This window comes from Flavivirga aquatica, assembly GCF_001747085.1.
GTDB classification, from domain to species: Bacteria; Bacteroidota; Bacteroidia; order Flavobacteriales; family Flavobacteriaceae; genus Algibacter_C; species Algibacter_C aquatica.
Genome location: NZ_MDJD01000043.1, coordinates 199,062 through 217,568, shown reverse-complemented (window position 1 = coordinate 217,568; position 18,507 = coordinate 199,062). Strand labels below are relative to the sequence as shown.

The following is an 18,507-nucleotide window of genomic DNA, read 5'->3' as shown; positions in this document are numbered from 1 at the left end:
GATTCAAAAATACACTTTTTAAAACATCATAATTTAAAATTAGGGTTAAATACCTATAACTTTTTTTTACTTTAGCGCTTACAAATTAGCATATGACATACCTTCATAATATAGGATCCTATTTTTTAATGATTGCCGAAATGTTTCGCAAGCCAACCAAGTGGACTGTGATGAAGCAATTAATACTAAAGGACATAGATGATTTAATAATTGGCTCACTTGGTATTGTAGCATTTATAGCCTTTTTTGTTGGAGGTGTTGTCACCATCCAAACAGCCTTAAACATCACCAACCCATTAATTCCCAAATATTTAGTTGGTTTTGCAACTAGACAATCTATTGTTTTAGAGTTTGCTCCTACTTTTATATCTATTATTATGGCAGGTAAAGTTGGTTCATTTATTACATCAAGTATTGGTACTATGCGTGTAACAGAACAAATTGACGCTTTAGAAGTTATGGGTATTAACTCATTAAACTATTTGGTGTTTCCAAAATTTATTTCACTAATGCTTTATCCTTTTGTTATTTCTATTGCTATGTTTTTAGGAATAATTGGAGGTATGGCTGCATGTGTTTATGGTGGTTTTAGCTCTCTTGAAGATTATATTATTGGTATTCAAACTGAATTTATACCATTCCATATTGTTTATGCTTTTATAAAAACCTTTGTATTTGCTTTTATTTTAGCAACTATTCCATCTTTTCATGGGTATTACATGAAAGGAGGCGCTTTAGAAGTTGGTAAAGCAAGTACAACATCATTTGTATGGACTAGTGTTGTCATTATACTTTTAAATTATTTTCTAACCCAAATGTTATTAAGCACATGATTGAAGTTAAAGATTTACATAAATCATTTGGAGAAGCTCATATTTTAAAAGGCATTACAACATCTTTCGAAAAAGGAAAAACAAATCTTATTATAGGACAAAGTGGTTCTGGTAAAACCGTATTTTTAAAATGCTTACTAGGCTTATTTGATTACGAAAAGGGAGCCATAGAATATGATGGAAAAATATTTTCCAAATTATCTGATGATGAAAAACGAAACTTACGTGCCAAAATAGGCATGGTATTCCAAGGAAGTGCTTTATTTGACTCCATGACTATTGCAGAAAATGTTATGTTTCCTTTACGTATGTTTACTAAACATAGTAAAAGCGAAATGCAGGATCGTGTGGATTTTGCTTTACAACGAGTAAACCTTGAAGGCGCCCACAATAAAATGCCTAGTGAAGCGTCTGGTGGTATGCAAAAACGTGTCGCTATAGCTAGAGCTATTGTTAACAATCCTAAATATTTATTTTGCGATGAGCCAAACTCAGGGTTAGATCCAAAAACTGCTATAGTTATTGATAACCTTATTCAAGAAATTACAGACGAATACCAAATAACTACAGTTATAAATTCTCATGACATGAATTCTGTTATGGAAATTGGTGAAAAAATTGTATTCCTAAAAGATGGATTAAAAGCTTGGGAAGGCTCTAATAAAACTATTTTTAAAACGGATAACGAAGTGGTAACTGACTTTGTATATTCTTCCAATTTATTTAAAAAAGTACGAGAAATGTATCTAAAAGACTACAAATAAGTTCCTTAAACAGATAAAAAACCACAGATTAAGGGTAAATAACTATCTTTTTATTTAAAATAAATCCTATAGATTTGCTTTAGCTAATTTTAAATATAAACCTATGAAAACCCAAATTACAATTAAACAACTACTCTTTTTTTTAGGTGTAGTCATTTTTTCAAACTTTAAAACGTTTGCTCAGTCTCCAAATATTATCTTTATTTTAACTGATGACCATGGGTACGGTGATGTTGGTTTTAACGAAGGACATGCTTCAGATATTGCAACACCTAACTTAGATGCTTTAGCTGCTGCTGGAACTGTTTTTACATCTGCCTATGCTGTACATCCTTTTTGTGGACCAAGTCGTGCTGGTTTAATGACAGGAAGATATCCTCATGAATTTGGAGCCCAATATAATTTATCGGATTCTAATACAACTCAAGGTGTTTCTCTTTCTGAAACTTTTTTTAGTACAGTTTTGCAAAATGCAGGATACAATACAGGTGTTATTGGTAAATGGCATTTAGGTCAGCCTACTGGTTATAGACCTAATCAAAGAGGTTTTGATTATTTTTATGGTATGTTATATGGTGGTCACGTCTACTTTACAGGTGGGGGTGGTGGATCAACTCAATACCGAAGTCCTTTAAGGGAAAATGAAGGTCTTGCAGGTGAACCTAATGGGCTTTATCTTACTGACTTATTTTCAGACAAAGGTGTTGATTTTATAAATGATGCAGAAACTAATGACAATGATCCATTTTTCCTTTTCATGTCTTATAATGCACCACATACACCACTTCAAGCATTAGCTTCAGATAAAGCAATTTTGGCTGCTCCTCCTTATTCTTTTGATTACTTAGGTGATACTAGTCGTGAAAATTATGCTGCTATGGTGTATTCTGTAGATAGAGGCGTTAAAAAACTCGTTGATGCTTTAACTGCCAATGGCGAATTAAATAATACTTTAATTGTATTTATGAGTGATAATGGTGGGAAATCAGAAAGCCATGCTCAATACGGGGGAGCAAACAACGGACCTTTAAGAGGAGATAAAGGAGACACTTACGAAGGTGGTTTCCGTGTCCCTATGTTTATGTATTGGCCTGGTACTGTTCCTGCAGGTAAAAAATATGATTACAATGTATCTGCCCTAGATCTCTACCCTACTTTTGTAAATTTAGCTGGAGCCTCAATTCCTGCAGGAAAAGAGATAGATGGTAAAGATATTATGGCTAATGTAATTAATGAAACAGATGCTCGCGCTAACGAATCGATATATTCTATTAGGCATGCAGCAACTAATAGAGTTGGTGTTAGACGTGACAACTTAAAAGCTTATACTTTTGGAAATAATAGATGGTATTTATTTGATGTTAGTACTCCTGGTGGATTAGCAGAAAACAATGCGGATGATTTAAGTACTAATCCTGCTTATCAAACTGTTTTAAATGAAATGATTAGTGATGCCTACCAGTGGGCATTAACACATATTGAACCTGAATTTTTTGATAGTACTGGAGCAGCCGATACTTGGTTCAATAATCATAGTAGTACTAATCCTGCTAATACGATTTCATGGCAAGACACTACTTTTGATGGCTACACAACATTATCTATTGAAGATGTTGAATTGAAACAAAACTTATCAGGACACCTATACCCTAATCCTGTAATAGGACCTCAACTATCTGTAAAGTTTAATGAAAACTTATTAGGAGCTGTAGATGCAGTAATTTATGATAATTTAGGTCGTCCTGTTCAAATAGAACAGAATCTTACTAAAAAATCTAACAGAAAAGTTAGTATGCTATTAAATTCTAATATATCCAAAGGTTACTATATCATGAAATTAACTGTTGGACAGTTCTCTTTCAGCAAATCATTTATAGTGAAGTAATAAAACATTAATATTTTTTTTGAATATCCGTAATTACTAATAATTGATTAAAAATGCTTATTTTGTTAAAAAAACAAGTCATGAATATTTTTAGTTTTACCGCCCATTTTGATAGTGAAGAAGCTTGTCGTACTCATTTTAAGCAAGAAAGAGATAAGATAGGAGTTAAATGCCAGCGTTGTGGTCATACTCATCACTATTGGATAAAGGCTGTTTGGAGCTATGAGTGCAAATCTTGTAGAGCCCGTACATCTTTGAGAAGTGGTACTATTATGCAAAATTCTAATCTATCTTTTATGATATGGTATAAGACAATGTTTTTGATGACTACTACCAAGAAAGGATTTTCTTCTAAAGAAATCCAGAAACAGCTTGGTTTAAAAAGGTATGAACCTGTCTGGGCGATGGTTCATAAACTTCGTAAAGCAATGGGTAACAGAGATGCTCGCTATACTTTAGAAGGTATGATTGAAATGGATGAAGGTTATTTTACGGTCGAATCTTCTGAAATAGAGCAACAAAAAGGAAAAAGAGGTCGTGGTGCAGTAGGAAAGCAAAACGTAATGATAATGGCAGAATCCACTCCCTTAGAAGACCCGAAAACCAACAAGAAGGATCGCCAATGTCGCTACTTTAAAGCCAAAGTGCTGACAGATCATAAGGCTGATGGTGTAAATGATACTGTTAAAGAGTCTTTAGACGAACAAAGCATTGTTTTTACTGATAAAAGTACTTCATATGTTGATATTGCTGATTTTGTAGAACTACATATTAGTGAAAAATCAGATAAACAAACTACTAAAGAGACCTTGAAATGGGTACATATTACCATAAGCAATGCCAAACGAAACTTACTTGGAAATTATCACAAAATTAAAGGCAAATACCTACAACTCTACCTAAACGAATTTGTTTACAAACTCAATCGAAGATATTTTGAGGAAAAACTATTCGATAGACTAGTAATAGCTGGAATTACTGGATTATGAGTAAAAACGGATATTCAAAAATTTTTTTATAAAAGGTTCCTAATTTATAAATTAGGAACCTTTTATTCATCAACTTCCGTCTTATAATTATCTTATATTTATTATAAGCATAGAAGCTTATTCTTTTTATACTATAAAATGTCTCTAATAAAAATTACTTGTCTACTACTCGTTTAATTAAAATAGTTTTCAATTTTAATTCCTGTTTCAACCAATCACTCAATTTTTTTTCATTAGTCACTAAGGAGCTATTTTTTTCCTTTCCATTCCATCTTATAGTTACAACGTTAATCGTATCAATTTTTATAAAATCTTTTGATTCTAGCATTGTAGCATAACTGAAAGATTCAAGTCCCTTAAATCTAATTTTTGCGTCTTTTGCTAATGACGGAAAGTTTACATTACCTTTCCCTTTTTGAATACTGTTTATCTCCTCTTTTAAATTTTCTATTTCTTTTTGTAATCCAGAAATAATATTATCCTTTTTATCTAAATCATCAAAAGCTCTATTTAAAGATTTGGATAGTTCATCTGTACTTCTACTTTCGTTAGCATTAATAGTTAGTTCGAAATCTTTAATATTTTCATATCCTTTTAGCTCGTTTATTAAGTCTGTTCTAGTCGCTTTATCTATTTCTCCATTAAAGAATAAGCTTATTTTATTTTCTGCAATGTCTATTTTATTTCTTTGAAGCCATAAGTTATCATTTGCTTCAATTTCTTTTTTTACAAAATTTTTATAGTCACCATTAATTCCTGTTTCTTTTAATAGGGTTATAAAAGTCATTATTGCTGGTATCATTGCTATAACAGCTGCAAATGCGGCTAATTGCGCTATACGTTTTCTTTTTTTAGAATTAACATATTTTTGCATTGGAAAACGCAACACTTTTAAAACAACAAAAGTGGCAAGAGCTATAAAAACAGTATTAATGGTAAATAAATACATTGCTCCAAAAAAGTATTCAATATTCCATACTGCTAAACCATAACCAGCTGTACACAATGGAGGCATTAAAGCTGTTGCAATAGCAACTCCAAAAATAACCGATGCTATAGTTCCTTTTTTAGTTCGAGCAACAATAAGGGCTAAACCTCCAAATATGGCTATAAATACGTCTAAGATATTTGGAGAAGTTCTTGCTTCTAATTCTGGGGTTAATTCTGTTAAAGGAGACATACTAAAGTATAAGTATGCTGTTAATACACTTAAAAAAACCATTACAAATAAATTTATAAAAGAACTTTTAAGCGTATCTATATCATTAATAGCAAGAGACATTCCTACTCCTAAAATGGGTCCCATTAATGGTGAAATTAACATCGCACCAATAACTACAGCTGTAGAACTTAGGTTTAATCCAATAGAGGCGACAAAAATAGCAAATATTAAAATCCAAGCTGTTGCACCTTTTAAAGGAATATCATTTTTAATGGCAATAATAGTAGCATCACGATCTGTGTCATCTCTAAAATCGAAAATTTCTTTTATAAACTGTTTACCACTTTCAAAAAGTCCTTTCGCATCATCCTTAATAGCTTGTTTAGATTGCTCTACAGTTTTCTCTTTTTTAGCTTCTTCTTCAGAAAAATTAAATTTACTTTCTTCCATTTGTATTCCTTTTTACTTACTATATACTAATGAGATCCTATAAAGTTTAATATAAAAATGGACTAATTCAATCCGTTTTCACCTAATCTTTACAAGTTAAGACTCTTTTTAACCTAAATGGTCACCATACGTTGTTTTTACTTTTTGAAGTACCTTTTTTATATCTTGTTCTTTCGATTTAGGATAAATTAATAATACATCTTCCTTATCTACTACAATGTAATCCTTTAATCCATCTACAACAACAACCTTATCTCCTTTTGTGCGTATCATATTTCCTGATGCATCTTCTGTTAACGTTTTTGCATTAACAACGGCATTACCTGCTTCATCTTTATCTAATTTATCGTATAAACTACCCCAGGTTCCCAAATCATTCCAATCAAACTCTGCTGCTATTACAAATACATTTTTAGATTTTTCCATGATAGCATAATCAACCGAAATATTTTCTGCTTTTGGATAATTATCTTTTATAAAATCATCTTCAAATTCTGTATTATACACAGGGATTCCTGATTTAAATAATTCGAATAATTCTGGTTGATTATTCTCAAATGCTTCTACTACACTTTTCACACTCCACATGAAGATACCTGCATTCCATAAAAAATTACCTTGAGCAATAAATTCTTTGGCTGTTTCGTAATCTGGTTTTTCTCTAAATTGATTAACCGATTTTATCTCTTCTTGCGACGTTTTATCAAACTCTATATAACCGTATCCTGTATTTGGAAATGTAGGTTGAATTCCTAATGTCATTAAAGCCTTATTTTTTGAACAAAAACTAAATGCTTGTTCTACATTTTTAGTAAAAGTTTGCTCATCTTCAATCCAATGATCACTTGGCGCTACAATCATTACAGCATCTGGATTTTCTTTTTGAATTTTTAATGAGGCATATAAAATACATGGTGCTGTATTTCGCATAGCTGGTTCTAAAACAACTTGTCTTTTAGTAACTTCTGGTAATTGTTCTAAAACCAAATCATTATAACGTTCATTTGTTAAAATGAAGATATTTTCTTTTGGAATTAAATCTGCTAAACGATGAAATGTTTTTTGTATTAATGTATCTCCTGTACCTAACATATCGTGAAACTGCTTTGGAAAATCCTGTGTACTTACAGGCCAAAATCTAGATCCTACTCCTCCTGCCATTAATATGGCATAATAGTTTTTATTCATTTTTTTAGTTTATCAGTTCAACTTCTGCATTTGGGTTAAATAAATATAATTTTCCTGTTTCAAGTTCTGTACATTCAAAACGTTTTACTCTTTTTCTACCCATTTTAAATACTTTTCCATTATATAATTTAAAAGTACTTTCTAAGGGTACTTCAAAAATATAAGTTTTATCATTAGGTTCATCAAATTGTTTCAATGCTAATGCTAAATCAACATCTGTATCACTACTTGCCTTTGGGTTTTTAAAATGTTTTGCTAAAAGAGGTAATAAATTAATTGGAAAAATTTCTGGAGTTAAAAATGGCAGCATTAAATGCTGAAATGTTCTTTTCCATTCTAACCCATGCGGCTTTATAAATCTACCATAGGTTTTATAAGCCTCTAAATGCGCAATTTCGTGTACTAAAGTTATTAAAAAACGATATTCATTTAAGTTGGAATTAATGGTTATTTGATGCTTTCCATTTGGCAAACGCATATAATCTCCATGACGCGTTTTCCGTTCATTCTTAATTTTAACCACCAAATTATCTTGCTCTAAAAGTTGTAAAACTTTAGATATAGCTTCTTTCGGAATATAATCTTTAATATGCTCTTGCATTAAAACAAAAATAATAGAATTATTTAAGATTAAATCATGGTTAAAAAAATATTCATTTTACTAAATGTTTTTGTTGCAACACCTTCTAGTTGGTTATCAAAATCATGTTCTGTATACCCAAACACATCAAAACCACCTTTTTTTGCTGCTTGCACTCCAGACAAGCTATCCTCAACAACTAGGCATTCGCTAGGTTTATACCCCATAGTCTCTGCTGCCCATAGAAAAATATCTGGTTCTGGCTTCCATTTTTGGATAGCATAACAACTAAAAATTTTATCTTCAAAGAAAGACAATAATCCTGTAAGTTCTAAATTAAGTCTAATTTTATTTTCTGGTCCGCTTGAAGCTACGCAAAAAGGAAGTTTTAAGTTTTTTAAGACTTCTTTGATTCCATCTATAGGTTCAATTTCTTCTTTAAATGCTTGAAATGTTTTTTCTCTATATTCAGCTTCAAAACTATCTGGTAATGGACTTGAAATCAATTCAGAAATAACCTCAAAACAAAGGTTAAGTGACTTACCTTTAAACTGACTCACAGATTTATTTATATCAATATTTGCTCCTAAATTATTAGCCATTTCTACTAATACTCTAATAGCTATGGTTTCACTATCTATTAGTACACCATCGCAATCAAAAATAATACATTTATATTTACTCATAGCTTACAAAAAAACAACTAATATTCGATAATTTCAAATTCACTTCGCCTATTTAACTGATGCTCTTCGTCTGTGCAATTTAACATAGGACATGGGACTATTGGCTCTAACTCTCCATAACCTTGAAATTTCATACGTCTCGCATTTATATAAGCTTCTAAGGCCAAATAGTTCCTTGTAGATTCTGCTCGCCTTTCAGATAATATTTGATTATAGCGTACTGTTCCTCGACTATCTGTGTGCGAACTTATTTTTAAATGGATATCTGGATAACGCTCAAGTTTTGCTGCTAACCCATCTAATACTTTTTTAGAATCTGCTCTAATACTCCACATATCAAAATCAAAATAGATAGGCTCTAATTGAAAGAACAATTTCCCTTCTTTTTCAATAATTGGAGGTCCTTCAATATCTGTCAACATTTCAAAACGTTTTGGATCATCCTCTTTCAACTTCTTATCAATCTTCTTTTCTGCTATAATTTCTTCTATAGGATCTATAACAACTGGAGGTGGTGGTGGAATTTTCTTTAAATATAATATATGTTTTTGATCTTGTTCTTCTAAAACTTTTACTTGTAATGTACCTGGGTAATAAACTTCATTATCTGCTTTCAATTCATAATTGTTAGCCAACAAATTAATATTAAAAGCAGCTATAGAATCTAAAGTATTACTATATAATTCAACTTTATTTTTATCTATTAACACAACATTAGAATTAGGTATATACTCTTTTGTTTCTGCATCTCTAATCTCAAATATATTTATATATTCTCTTATGAAAATTTCTCCTATTTGATTAAATTTAAAAATATCATCATTCCTTTTTTTTCTATTAGAAGCAAAGAACCCTTCTTTTTCATTATAATAATTTAAATTAAAATCATCGTATTGTGAATTAATTGGAACGCCTAAATTTATTGGCATTGTAAATTTGTCATCTACTAATTCAGATACATAGTTATCCAACATTCCTAAACCTAAATGACCATTGGACGTAAAAAATAAATTTCCTTTTTCCGATATGTATGGAAAATGCTCACGGTTTTCTGTATTTATCGTTTCGCCCAAATTAATAGGAGCGCTCATTTCGTCGTCTACAGCAATATTAACATAGTATAAATCGAAACTTCCATATCCGCCTTCCATATTTGAAGAAAAATAAAGCTTTTTTCCATCTGGACTCAACGCTGGATGTTGATATGAAAATCCGTTTTTATTGAAAGATAGTTTTTCTAAAGCTGACCATTTACCCTCTATACGTGTAGATTTGTATAAATGAATATTATTATTTCCTTTTTCATTAAATTCCTTTTTCCCATCATTAAAGTTGTTACGCGAAACATACAACATATTTCCATCTTTACTAAAACAGAAATTACCTTCGTGGAATTTTGAATTTATAGTTTTTTCTAATGGAATTGGAGTTCCTATTGTATCATTTTTATCACTAACTTTTACAGTATAAATATCTAAAAAAGGTTGATGTGTCCATTTATAAGTTTTTCCTAATAACTTTTTATTATCTCTATCTGATGTAAAATAGACACTATCTCCATGTTTTATTGCTCCAAAGTCTGAGGCATCAGAATTAAATTGTGTTTTTTTAACTATATAATCTGGACTCTTTAATTTAAAGGCTTCAATTGTTTCTATCAATTCTATTTTATCAATTGAGGCAGACATATTTTCTTTATATAATTTGAAGTAATCTATGCCTGTTTCATAATCTCCTAAAACTGATAAAATTTGATATAACTTAAAATTATAATGATTATCGTAAGTCTTATCCTTTTCTACATACTTACCTCTAATTAGTAATTTTAAATATCTTGATGCTAATTTATATTGGAACGTATTATAATAACACACTGCAATATTTTCTATATGCTTTTTGTGACGTTCTTTGGTTATAGCTTCTTCATAATACTTGGCTGCATTTATATAATCTCCTTTTTCAAAAAAGCGATCTGCTCTACTTCTTTTTTGCCCAAAAGACAACTGAAATACAAAAAAGGCTATAAAAAGTAAACTTATTTTCTTTATCATATTAATAGAATCTTGGAGATGAATATTTTTTACTTAAGCCTAATATATCAAATCTATAAAGTAATATAAATTCATGACTCGCATCATTAAAATCGTTTAATTTACTAGTATTAAAATCATAGGCATAACCAATTTTTAAATTCCTTGTAATATTAAATCCAGCTAATCCTGATACTGCATCCAGATACCTATATGATGCACCTAATTCAAATTTTTCTTGATATAATATATTTGTAGACACATCAAAAGACAAAGGTGCGCCTCCTACATACTTTACAACGGTTGATGGTTTTATTTTTAATGTCTCATTCACATCAAAAACATTTGAGAATCATCTTTCGTTGTAATTTGACTTGTTGGGTCTGTAAGATCAATAAGCCATGCACCTTCAATATCTTCATTTACTAAGAATTCATCATCTCTTAAATTTATTGGAACATTAAAATTCCCTGAAATTAATTCTGTTTCACAAATATTATAATGATTTGGTGATCCTGAAAAAACTTCTCTAACAGCAGAAATTCTAACACGAGTTTCTTCGCTAGGTGAACATGGTGTAATTCCAGGAACAGTATAGATTAATTCAAAAATATTCTCATTAACTAACTAAACTCCAGGTTAATATGGAATAATAACTTGTAAAAATTTATTATCTTCAATATCTACAAAATTAGGGCTTGACCCTTCATAACTCCAAATCCCATTTTTATGAGCCGTTGGTGTAGATAGAAATGTTTGAAACAAATCAAAATTAGTGGAAACGCTACAAGGATCTGATCCTGCATTACAAATCTGAACATTTACATTATTTCCTCCTGTTGCTGGTACTGCAACACCAGAAAATGGTCCTACTATAACGTTAAGAGTTATTACAATATGATCGGGACATCCAGACGCAGAATTTAAAAAATGAAATTGATGATTTGTTATTGCTTCTGAAGAATTACCCAAATCCCACAAATATAAATCACCTGTAGTTTCATCTAATGCAAAATTAAAATTAGGATCAAACCAAGTTCCTGTTAATAACGATAGTGGAGCCATAGAACCAGGAATTGCATTATAACTGTCGTACAAATTAATTATTCCATCTGGCATTCCATTATTGTCTTTATCAATAATAGTCATGTCACAGATTTCTATAGTCACAACTTCATTACATTGTGCCTGGTTTTTTGTTATTACAGATAGGAGTATAACAAAAACTATATATGTAATATTTTTCAATATTTGAAAATTAAAATTTCTGGCAAGAAAAATATATCCAAAATTTAAAATGATTATTTAGCATGTTATTTTACAGTAAAATGCTAAAAATCGTCTGAAAATAAAAGGGTTACAAAAAAAATGATTAAAACAATACTTATTTATGGAGTAGAATTAGAAACCTGTAACATTTTACCATTATAGTACTTATTTCCATTAAGAGAAAAATCATAAATATATTGCGCCATTTCTAAAGCCGTTGTTGGTGCTTGATACCCAGGAAAAGCTTCTTCTAACATTTCTGTTTGTACTGCTCCTAATGCTAATACATTAAAACTTGGTCCTGCTTCTTTATATTCTTCGGCTAACAACTCTGTTAATGTTATCACTGCTGCTTTACTTGAACTGTAAGCTGCAAGGCCTGGAAATTTCATACTCCCTTGCACACCTCCCATAGAACTAATGGTTACTACGTGACTTTCTTTTTTCATATATGGGATAACAACACGCGTTAATTCGGCTACTCCAAATACATTTGTTTTATAAACAGCTTCAAAATCACTCATAGAAATATCTGAAAACGGTTTATTTAATAAAGTTCCTGCGTTATTAATTAAAACATCTACATGTTGCCACTCATTATTAATAAATTCTTCTACCTTTTTATAAGCTTTATCATCACTTAAGTCAAATGAAAATGAAGTTACATTCTCTAGATTAAGCGATTTTACAGGTTGTTCATTTCTTGATAATGCTAAAACTTGATGTCCTGCCTTGGCAAAAAGTTGTACCATTTCAAACCCTATACCTCTACTTGTTCCTGTTATAATAACTTTTCTACTCATTAGTTCATCTGTATTTCTTTAGTTGACGTATTTACCATACTTGTTAATGCTGGAATCATTTTATTTATAAAATTTGTGATGTGTTTAAAATCTATTTTATCAACTTCATCGTCTACATGGTGATAATAATCAAAGTTAGTAAAATCGAAAGTAGATATAGCTTGTGCTGGTATTCCAAACGCTTTATAGAACGGGTAATTATCTGATCGCATAAACAAATTATAAGATTTTGCTTTTGGCAAAAAACCAATAATGTCTTCTTTAGTATATTGATTAAGCTTTTCTGCCATATTAGATTTTTTATATCCTGTTATGTAAGCTATTATCTCATTTTCTGCTCTAGGAACACCAATCATTTCAAAATTAATCATCGTGTATAGATTTAAATTTTCTTTCTTTAATCGTTCAGCTAAATGTCCAGAACCTTTTAGCCCCATTTCTTCGGCAGCATAAAGCGTAAATAATATGCTTCTTTTATTGTTTTTTGTTTTCGAAAAATATTTTGCCCATTCTAAAACAGCTACAGTTCCCGAAGCATCATCATTAGCTCCATTAGCTATAACATCTCCATTAACTTGTTTTGCATCGCCTATATGATCGTAATGAGCCCCTAGGATAACAAATTCATTCTTTAATTCAGGATTATTTCCTTCTATATAACCAACAACATTATACCCCACAATGTCACCAATATTAAAAGTATCTCTATAGGTTTTAAAGTAAGGTTTTATATTATTATTTTTTAAAAAGTCTTCAATAAAAACGGCTGCTTTTTCTATACCTATACTTCCTGTATTTCTTCCTTCTAGTTCATCGGACGCTAAATACTCTAAACTGGATTTTATATCGCTCTGATTAATATATGTATTAAGAGTTTCGTTTTTTTTAATTTTCTCTTCTGAAACCTTTTTATTCTCGGTATTAACTTCTATTGCATTTTTTGGAGTACCGCAGCTAATAAAGGCTATCACTAACATACAGCTTAATATTATTTTCATATATAGATTTTTAAATTTACATTATGAACTCATTTTGACTTATTTTAGGTTAAAAACAAAAAGTCAAGATGAATTCTATTTAAAATTATCATAAAAGCGTCTTTTATATTTTAATACAGTTATTACATACAAACAAACTATTATTTTCTTTTATTTATAGTAATTTCAAATACTAATTAGTCTTAAAGATAAAAAAACCTGCTTCAATTTTCATGAAACAGGTTTTTATATATTTAAATTATTCGCTTTTCGAAAACAATATGTTACACTAACATAGTTACTGGGTTTTCAATATATCCTTTTAAAGTTTGAAGAAATTGAGCTCCAGTTGCCCCATCTATTGTTCTATGATCACATGCTAAAGACAATTTCATAGTATTTCCAACTACAATTTGACCATCCTTAACTACTGGTTTTTCAACTATATTTCCAACTGAAAGAATTGCTGAATTTGGTTGATTGATAATTGATGTAAACGTATCTATACCAAACATTCCTAAGTTAGATACCGTAAATGTACTTCCATCCATTTCGGCAGGCGTTAATTTTTTGTTTCTTGCTTTTCCTGCAAGATCTTTAACAGCCGCACCTATTTGAGGTAATGTTTGCTCATTTGCAAATTTAACTACAGGCACTACTAATCCGTCTGGAACAGCAACAGCTACACCTACATGTACATGGTTATTTAAACGCATTTTATCTGCAAACCATTGTGAATTTACTTGTGGATGTTGTTTTAATGCTAAAGCACAAGCTTTAACAACCATATCATTATACGATATTTTAGTATCTGGAATAGAGTTGAATTGTTTACGGAATGCAATAGCATTTTCCATATCGAACTCAACGTTTAAATAGTAATGAGGTGCAGAAAACTTAGAGTTTGTCAATGCTTTTGCAATCGCTTTACGCATTTGCGAATTTGGTACTTCTTCGAAATCTTCCTGGCCAGCTGGTACAAATTTACCAACTGCAGCAGCTCCAGCCGCTGGTTCGTAATTCTCTATATCACGTTTAACAACACGCCCATTTTCTCCTGTACCTTGAACTTTAGTTAAGTTAATTCCTTTTTCCTCTGCTAACTTTTTAGCCAATGGAGAAACATAAATTCTCCCATTTTCAGTAACAGGGGTTGGAATTGGTGCTTTTTTAGATGAAGCTGCAACAGGTTCTAATTTAACCACTTCTTTCTTAGCCTCAACTTTTGGAGCTTCTTTTTTATCTGAAGATACTACTACTGAAAAATTAGCTGCTACCCCAGAAATATCTGTTCCTGCAGGGCCAATAATTGCTAATAAAGCATCTACTTTTGCCGATTCTCCTTCTTGTAATCCTATTTCTAATAAAGTTCCTGATTGGAATGATTCAAATTCCATAGTTGCTTTATCGGTTTCTATTTCTGCCAATATATCACCTTCTTCTACTACATCTCCAACTTTCTTAAGCCATGTTGCCACTGTACCTTCTTCCATAGTATCACTTAAACGTGGCATAGTAACAACTATAACACCTTCTGGTAATTCTACACTAGAAGCAGTTGCTTCTTCAACAACTTCGTCTTTCTTAGGCTCTTCTTTAACCTCTACAGAAGCACTACCTCCATTTAATAGCCCAGAAATATCTTCTCCTGCATCTCCTATTATAGCTAAAAGCTCATCTACTTTAGTTGTTTCTCCTTCTTGAACTCCTATATGAAGTAAAGTCCCTTCGTTGAAAGACTCAAACTCCATAGTTGCTTTATCGGTTTCTATTTCAGCTAAAATATCACCTTCTTCAATTTTATCTCCTACTTTTTTTAACCAAGCCGCAACGGTTCCCTCTTCCATGGTATCGCTTAAACGCGGCATATTTACTACTATTGCCATAGCTTATAATTTATGTTGAATAAATGGATAATCTTCTTGCTCATAAACCATATCGTATAATTGTTGCTTTTCTGGAAAAGGAGATTCTTCTGCAAATTTCTCACATTCTGCAACTCTTTCTTTTACTTGCTTATCAATTGCTTTTATATCGTCCTCGGTAGCATATTCCTTTTCAAGAATAATATCCTTAACTTGTGTAATAGGATCTATTTTCTTGTATTCTTCTACTTCGTCTTTTGTTCTATAATGCTGTGCATCACTCATTGAATGCCCTCTATATCTGTAAGTTTTTAATTCTAAAAATGTTGGTCCATCTCCACGACGTGCACGTTGAATAGCTTCATCAAATGCTTCTGCTACTTTTATAGGATTCATCCCATCAACAGGTCCACATGGCATTTCGTAACCTTTACCTAGTTTCCATATCTCGGTATGATTTGCTGTTCTTTCCACCGACGTCCCCATAGCGTACCCATTGTTCTCACAAACAAATACTACTGGTAACTTCCAAAGCATGGCTAAATTAAATGTTTCATGTAAAGAACCTTGTCTTGCTGCTCCATCTCCAAAACAACATATAGTCACTCCATTAACACCATGATATTTATCACCAAAAGCAATACCTGCCCCCAAAGGAATTTGACCTCCAACAATACCATGTCCGCCATAAAATCTAAATTCTTTAGAAAAAATATGCATAGAACCACCCATACCATGAGATGTCCCGGTAACTTTTCCATATAACTCTGCCATAACACGTTTAGGATCAACTCCCATACCTATGGGTTGTACGTGATTACGATAAGCTGTAATCATCTTATCTTTAGTCAAATCCATAGCATGTAAAGCCCCTGCTAAAACAGCCTCTTGACCATTATATAAATGAAGAAATCCTCTTACTTTTTGTTGTATATAAACAGCTGCAAGTTTGTCTTCAAACTTTCTCCAAAACAGCATATCTTCATACCATTTAAGGTATGTTTCTTTAGTGATTTTTTGCATCTACTAATATTAGGTTCTACTTAAGCGAAATACAAAAGTAATACTTTGTACTGTATTGCAAAAACGCAAGTTCATTAAAGTAAAAAAAATATTAAAAAAAACGCTCTAATCGAATTAGATTGATTATTTAACAATTTTTTATATTGAATTTTTTAGTATTTAAAATTTCAATGCTAAATAAATACATATAATATGATCTTAAACAAAGTATTAAAGTACAGATTTATCAAACCCCAACGGTAATAAGTTTGCTAGAGAATCAGATTTAATAACATTTCCTACTTTCCCCATAAAGTAAATCTCAATTGGTGCATTTTGTTTTATTTCATATTCTACGATAGCTTGTCTACATGCTCCACATGGAGGAATGGGTTTTATTGTTTCTTTGTTTTTAGACCCCGCAGAAATAGCCATTTGAATAATTTTAGCATTAGGATATTGAGACCCTGCATAATATATAGCTGTACGCTCTGCACATAAACCTGACGGGTAAGATGCATTTTCTTGATTATTTCCCGTAATAACTACTCCATTATCTAAAAGCATAGCTGCACCTACATTAAAATTAGAATATGGAGCATAAGCTTTATCTCTTATTTCTATAGCTTTTTTCATTAAAGAGAAAACTTCTGATGGAAGTTCTTCTAAGTTTTCAAAAACATATAATGTAGATTCTATTTTTATTTCTTTCATAAATAATGGAACTGTTGTTAACCAAAAAACTATTGCTAATAGCAATAGTTTTTTGTTGTATTTTTTTATAATTAGTTATCTTTAATATTCATTATACTCTCCTGCACCGATATTAAAGGTTACAGAAAAACGCAATGTGTTTTCTAAAGGGCTTTGTACTTTTGAAGCAGAAAACAAATATGATAAATCTACATTAACAACATTGGCTTTAAAACCAGCTCCTATTGCTAAAAACTTTCTAGCGCCTTTCTCTTCACTTTCATTAAAATAACCAGCTCTAAATGCAAAAGAATCTTGATATGTATATTCCGCACCAAGCGCCCATGTAAATTCTTTTAACTCTTCGCTAAAACCATCTGGCGCATCACCAAATGATTGAAATATACCAGACAAGAAACTTACATCTGGATCTTGACCTTCAACTATAACTCTTTCTTCTGAATTAATATCATAGTTACCGTCTCCATCTGTATCTACAAACCCATAAACAGGAGGTGTTGGCACTAATAATTTAGTAACTTCAGCTGTAACAGCTACTTTATTAAAATCATCAAATATAAAGTCAAAACCACCACCTAAACGTAAATTAGTAGGCTGAAAATTCTCTAGACCACCTTCATCATACTTAAATCTAGGTCCAATATTTTGAATTGCAAATCCACCTCTCCAACGACCATTAAAATCACTATAAGCTTCTTCTTCACTTTGGTAATATCCAGAAATATCTACACCAAAAGTATTTGCTGCTGATGCGTCTCCATCGACTCCTTGTATTCTTAAATCTGATCTTAAATAACGCATAGCCACAGACATCGCAAACTCATCTGACAATCTTAAAGCATAAGATGCATCTATAGAAAGTTCACTTGGTTTTTGTACTCTAGGCGTTTGAAATGCATCTTCAACAAATTCAATATCCCCTAAAGAGAAATACCTTAAACTAGCAGCAAAAGCGCTACGCTCGTCTAAACGATTAAAATAAGTAACGTTACCTAAAAAAATATCATTTACCAATTTACTTAAATAAGGTGTATAACTTACACCTATTCCTGACTTTGTTTCAGAAAACACATATTTAGAAGAGTTCCATTGTTGTGAAAAAGCATCAACAGATGTTGCAACTCCCATATCTCCCATACCCGCAGCACGTGCATCTGGAGCTATTAACAAAAAGGGAATTCCTGTGGTTATAACTCTTCTATCTTGATTAGGAAAAGTAATCGTTTCTTGAGCTGTTAGTTTTAGTGCAAATGCAAAAGCTAACACTATTAATATTCTATTCTTCATGAATTGGTTTTTATTTGACAAAT

At 31.2% G+C, this 18,507-nt stretch carries 17 protein-coding genes; 4 read left to right on the top strand and 13 right to left on the bottom strand.

Annotated elements, in window-relative coordinates:
* The first annotated feature begins 92 nt into the window (after window positions 1–92).
* The 4 genes from A8C32_RS10445 (at window position 93) to A8C32_RS10430 (ending at window position 4,471) form a co-directional block, all read left to right on the top strand.
* Window positions 93–833, top strand: a complete 741-nt coding sequence (locus A8C32_RS10445) for an MlaE family ABC transporter permease (protein WP_069830373.1) — start codon at window positions 93–95, stop codon at window positions 831–833.
* A complete protein-coding gene (locus A8C32_RS10440; protein WP_069830372.1) occupies window positions 830–1,597 on the top strand; it encodes an ABC transporter ATP-binding protein in 768 nt (255 codons plus the stop codon). Before A8C32_RS10445 ends, A8C32_RS10440 begins: the two co-directional genes overlap by 4 nt.
* Before the next feature lie 103 nt (window positions 1,598–1,700).
* Window positions 1,701–3,482, top strand: a complete 1,782-nt coding sequence (locus A8C32_RS10435) for a sulfatase-like hydrolase/transferase (protein WP_069830371.1) — start codon at window positions 1,701–1,703, stop codon at window positions 3,480–3,482.
* Window positions 3,483–3,562: 80 nt separating this feature from the next.
* On the top strand, window positions 3,563–4,471 hold the full coding sequence (locus A8C32_RS10430; RefSeq protein ID WP_069828596.1) for an IS1595-like element ISAlg2 family transposase: 909 nt from the start codon (window positions 3,563–3,565) through the stop codon (window positions 4,469–4,471).
* A 154-nt stretch (window positions 4,472–4,625) separates the two neighbouring features.
* Here the strand turns inward: A8C32_RS10430 and A8C32_RS10425 are convergent, their stop codons facing one another.
* The 13 genes from A8C32_RS10425 to porV form a co-directional block, all read right to left on the bottom strand.
* The gene (locus A8C32_RS10425; protein ID WP_069830370.1) at window positions 4,626–6,083 is read right to left on the bottom strand and encodes a DUF389 domain-containing protein; all 1,458 of its coding nucleotides are present in this window, start codon (window positions 6,081–6,083) and stop codon (window positions 4,626–4,628) included.
* A 108-nt stretch (window positions 6,084–6,191) separates the two neighbouring features.
* The gene (locus A8C32_RS10420) at window positions 6,192–7,271 is read right to left on the bottom strand and encodes a mannose-1-phosphate guanylyltransferase (RefSeq protein ID WP_069830369.1); all 1,080 of its coding nucleotides are present in this window, start codon (window positions 7,269–7,271) and stop codon (window positions 6,192–6,194) included.
* A gap of 4 nt (window positions 7,272–7,275) precedes the next feature.
* The gene (locus A8C32_RS10415) at window positions 7,276–7,872 is read right to left on the bottom strand and encodes a SprT-like domain-containing protein (protein WP_069830368.1); all 597 of its coding nucleotides are present in this window, start codon (window positions 7,870–7,872) and stop codon (window positions 7,276–7,278) included.
* Between the two features lie 29 nt (window positions 7,873–7,901).
* The gene (locus A8C32_RS10410) at window positions 7,902–8,537 is read right to left on the bottom strand and encodes an HAD family hydrolase (RefSeq protein WP_069830367.1); all 636 of its coding nucleotides are present in this window, start codon (window positions 8,535–8,537) and stop codon (window positions 7,902–7,904) included.
* A gap of 17 nt (window positions 8,538–8,554) precedes the next feature.
* Window positions 8,555–10,588 carry an OmpA family protein gene (locus A8C32_RS10405; RefSeq protein WP_069830366.1) on the bottom strand — a complete coding sequence of 678 codons (2,034 nt, stop codon included), beginning with the start codon at window positions 10,586–10,588 and terminating at the stop codon, window positions 8,555–8,557.
* Window position 10,589: 1 nt separating this feature from the next.
* The gene (locus A8C32_RS10400) at window positions 10,590–10,901 is read right to left on the bottom strand and encodes a type IX secretion system membrane protein PorP/SprF (RefSeq protein WP_069830365.1); all 312 of its coding nucleotides are present in this window, start codon (window positions 10,899–10,901) and stop codon (window positions 10,590–10,592) included.
* 305 nt (window positions 10,902–11,206) lie between these two features.
* Entirely contained in the window at window positions 11,207–11,716 is a 510-nt protein-coding gene (locus tag A8C32_RS10395) for a hypothetical protein (protein ID WP_069830364.1), read from the bottom strand.
* Window positions 11,717–11,955: 239 nt separating this feature from the next.
* Entirely contained in the window at window positions 11,956–12,639 is a 684-nt protein-coding gene (locus A8C32_RS10390; RefSeq protein ID WP_069830363.1) for an SDR family NAD(P)-dependent oxidoreductase, read from the bottom strand.
* Window positions 12,639–13,637 carry a M28 family metallopeptidase gene (locus A8C32_RS10385; RefSeq protein WP_069830362.1) on the bottom strand — a complete coding sequence of 333 codons (999 nt, stop codon included), beginning with the start codon at window positions 13,635–13,637 and terminating at the stop codon, window positions 12,639–12,641. Before A8C32_RS10385 ends, A8C32_RS10390 begins: the two co-directional genes overlap by 1 nt.
* Window positions 13,638–13,900: 263 nt before the next feature.
* Window positions 13,901–15,502: a dihydrolipoamide acetyltransferase family protein gene (locus A8C32_RS10380; protein WP_069830361.1), complete on the bottom strand. Its 1,602-nt coding sequence runs from the start codon at window positions 15,500–15,502 to the stop codon at window positions 13,901–13,903.
* Between the two features lie 3 nt (window positions 15,503–15,505).
* Window positions 15,506–16,504, bottom strand: a complete 999-nt coding sequence (gene pdhA, locus A8C32_RS10375; protein WP_069830360.1) for a pyruvate dehydrogenase (acetyl-transferring) E1 component subunit alpha — start codon at window positions 16,502–16,504, stop codon at window positions 15,506–15,508.
* 210 nt (window positions 16,505–16,714) lie between these two features.
* Window positions 16,715–17,197, bottom strand: a complete 483-nt coding sequence (cdd, locus tag A8C32_RS10370) for a cytidine deaminase (RefSeq protein ID WP_069830359.1) — start codon at window positions 17,195–17,197, stop codon at window positions 16,715–16,717.
* A gap of 81 nt (window positions 17,198–17,278) precedes the next feature.
* On the bottom strand, window positions 17,279–18,484 hold the full coding sequence (porV, locus tag A8C32_RS10365) for a type IX secretion system outer membrane channel protein PorV (RefSeq protein WP_069830358.1): 1,206 nt from the start codon (window positions 18,482–18,484) through the stop codon (window positions 17,279–17,281).
* Window positions 18,485–18,507: the final 23 nt, after the last annotated feature.

Bases quoted from the DNA above. Each gene is read 5' to 3' on its own strand.
- A8C32_RS10445 (WP_069830373.1), top strand. From the start codon at position 93: ATGACATACCTTCATAATATAGGATCCTATTTTTTAATGATTGCCGAA.
- A8C32_RS10440 (WP_069830372.1), top strand. From the start codon at position 830: ATGATTGAAGTTAAAGATTTACATAAATCATTTGGAGAAGCTCATATT.
- A8C32_RS10435 (WP_069830371.1), top strand. From the start codon at position 1,701: ATGAAAACCCAAATTACAATTAAACAACTACTCTTTTTTTTAGGTGTA.
- A8C32_RS10430 (WP_069828596.1), top strand. From the start codon at position 3,563: ATGAATATTTTTAGTTTTACCGCCCATTTTGATAGTGAAGAAGCTTGT.
- A8C32_RS10425 (WP_069830370.1), bottom strand. From the start codon at position 6,083: ATGGAAGAAAGTAAATTTAATTTTTCTGAAGAAGAAGCTAAAAAAGAG.
- A8C32_RS10420 (WP_069830369.1), bottom strand. From the start codon at position 7,271: ATGAATAAAAACTATTATGCCATATTAATGGCAGGAGGAGTAGGATCT.
- A8C32_RS10415 (WP_069830368.1), bottom strand. From the start codon at position 7,872: ATGCAAGAGCATATTAAAGATTATATTCCGAAAGAAGCTATATCTAAA.
- A8C32_RS10410 (WP_069830367.1), bottom strand. From the start codon at position 8,537: ATGAGTAAATATAAATGTATTATTTTTGATTGCGATGGTGTACTAATA.
- A8C32_RS10405 (WP_069830366.1), bottom strand. From the start codon at position 10,588: ATGATAAAGAAAATAAGTTTACTTTTTATAGCCTTTTTTGTATTTCAG.
- A8C32_RS10395 (WP_069830364.1), bottom strand. From the start codon at position 11,716: ATGACTATTATTGATAAAGACAATAATGGAATGCCAGATGGAATAATT.
- A8C32_RS10390 (WP_069830363.1), bottom strand. From the start codon at position 12,639: ATGAGTAGAAAAGTTATTATAACAGGAACAAGTAGAGGTATAGGGTTT.
- A8C32_RS10385 (WP_069830362.1), bottom strand. From the start codon at position 13,637: ATGAAAATAATATTAAGCTGTATGTTAGTGATAGCCTTTATTAGCTGC.
- A8C32_RS10380 (WP_069830361.1), bottom strand. From the start codon at position 15,502: ATGGCAATAGTAGTAAATATGCCGCGTTTAAGCGATACCATGGAAGAG.
- pdhA (WP_069830360.1), bottom strand. From the start codon at position 16,504: ATGCAAAAAATCACTAAAGAAACATACCTTAAATGGTATGAAGATATG.
- cdd (WP_069830359.1), bottom strand. From the start codon at position 17,197: ATGAAAGAAATAAAAATAGAATCTACATTATATGTTTTTGAAAACTTA.
- porV (WP_069830358.1), bottom strand. From the start codon at position 18,484: ATGAAGAATAGAATATTAATAGTGTTAGCTTTTGCATTTGCACTAAAA.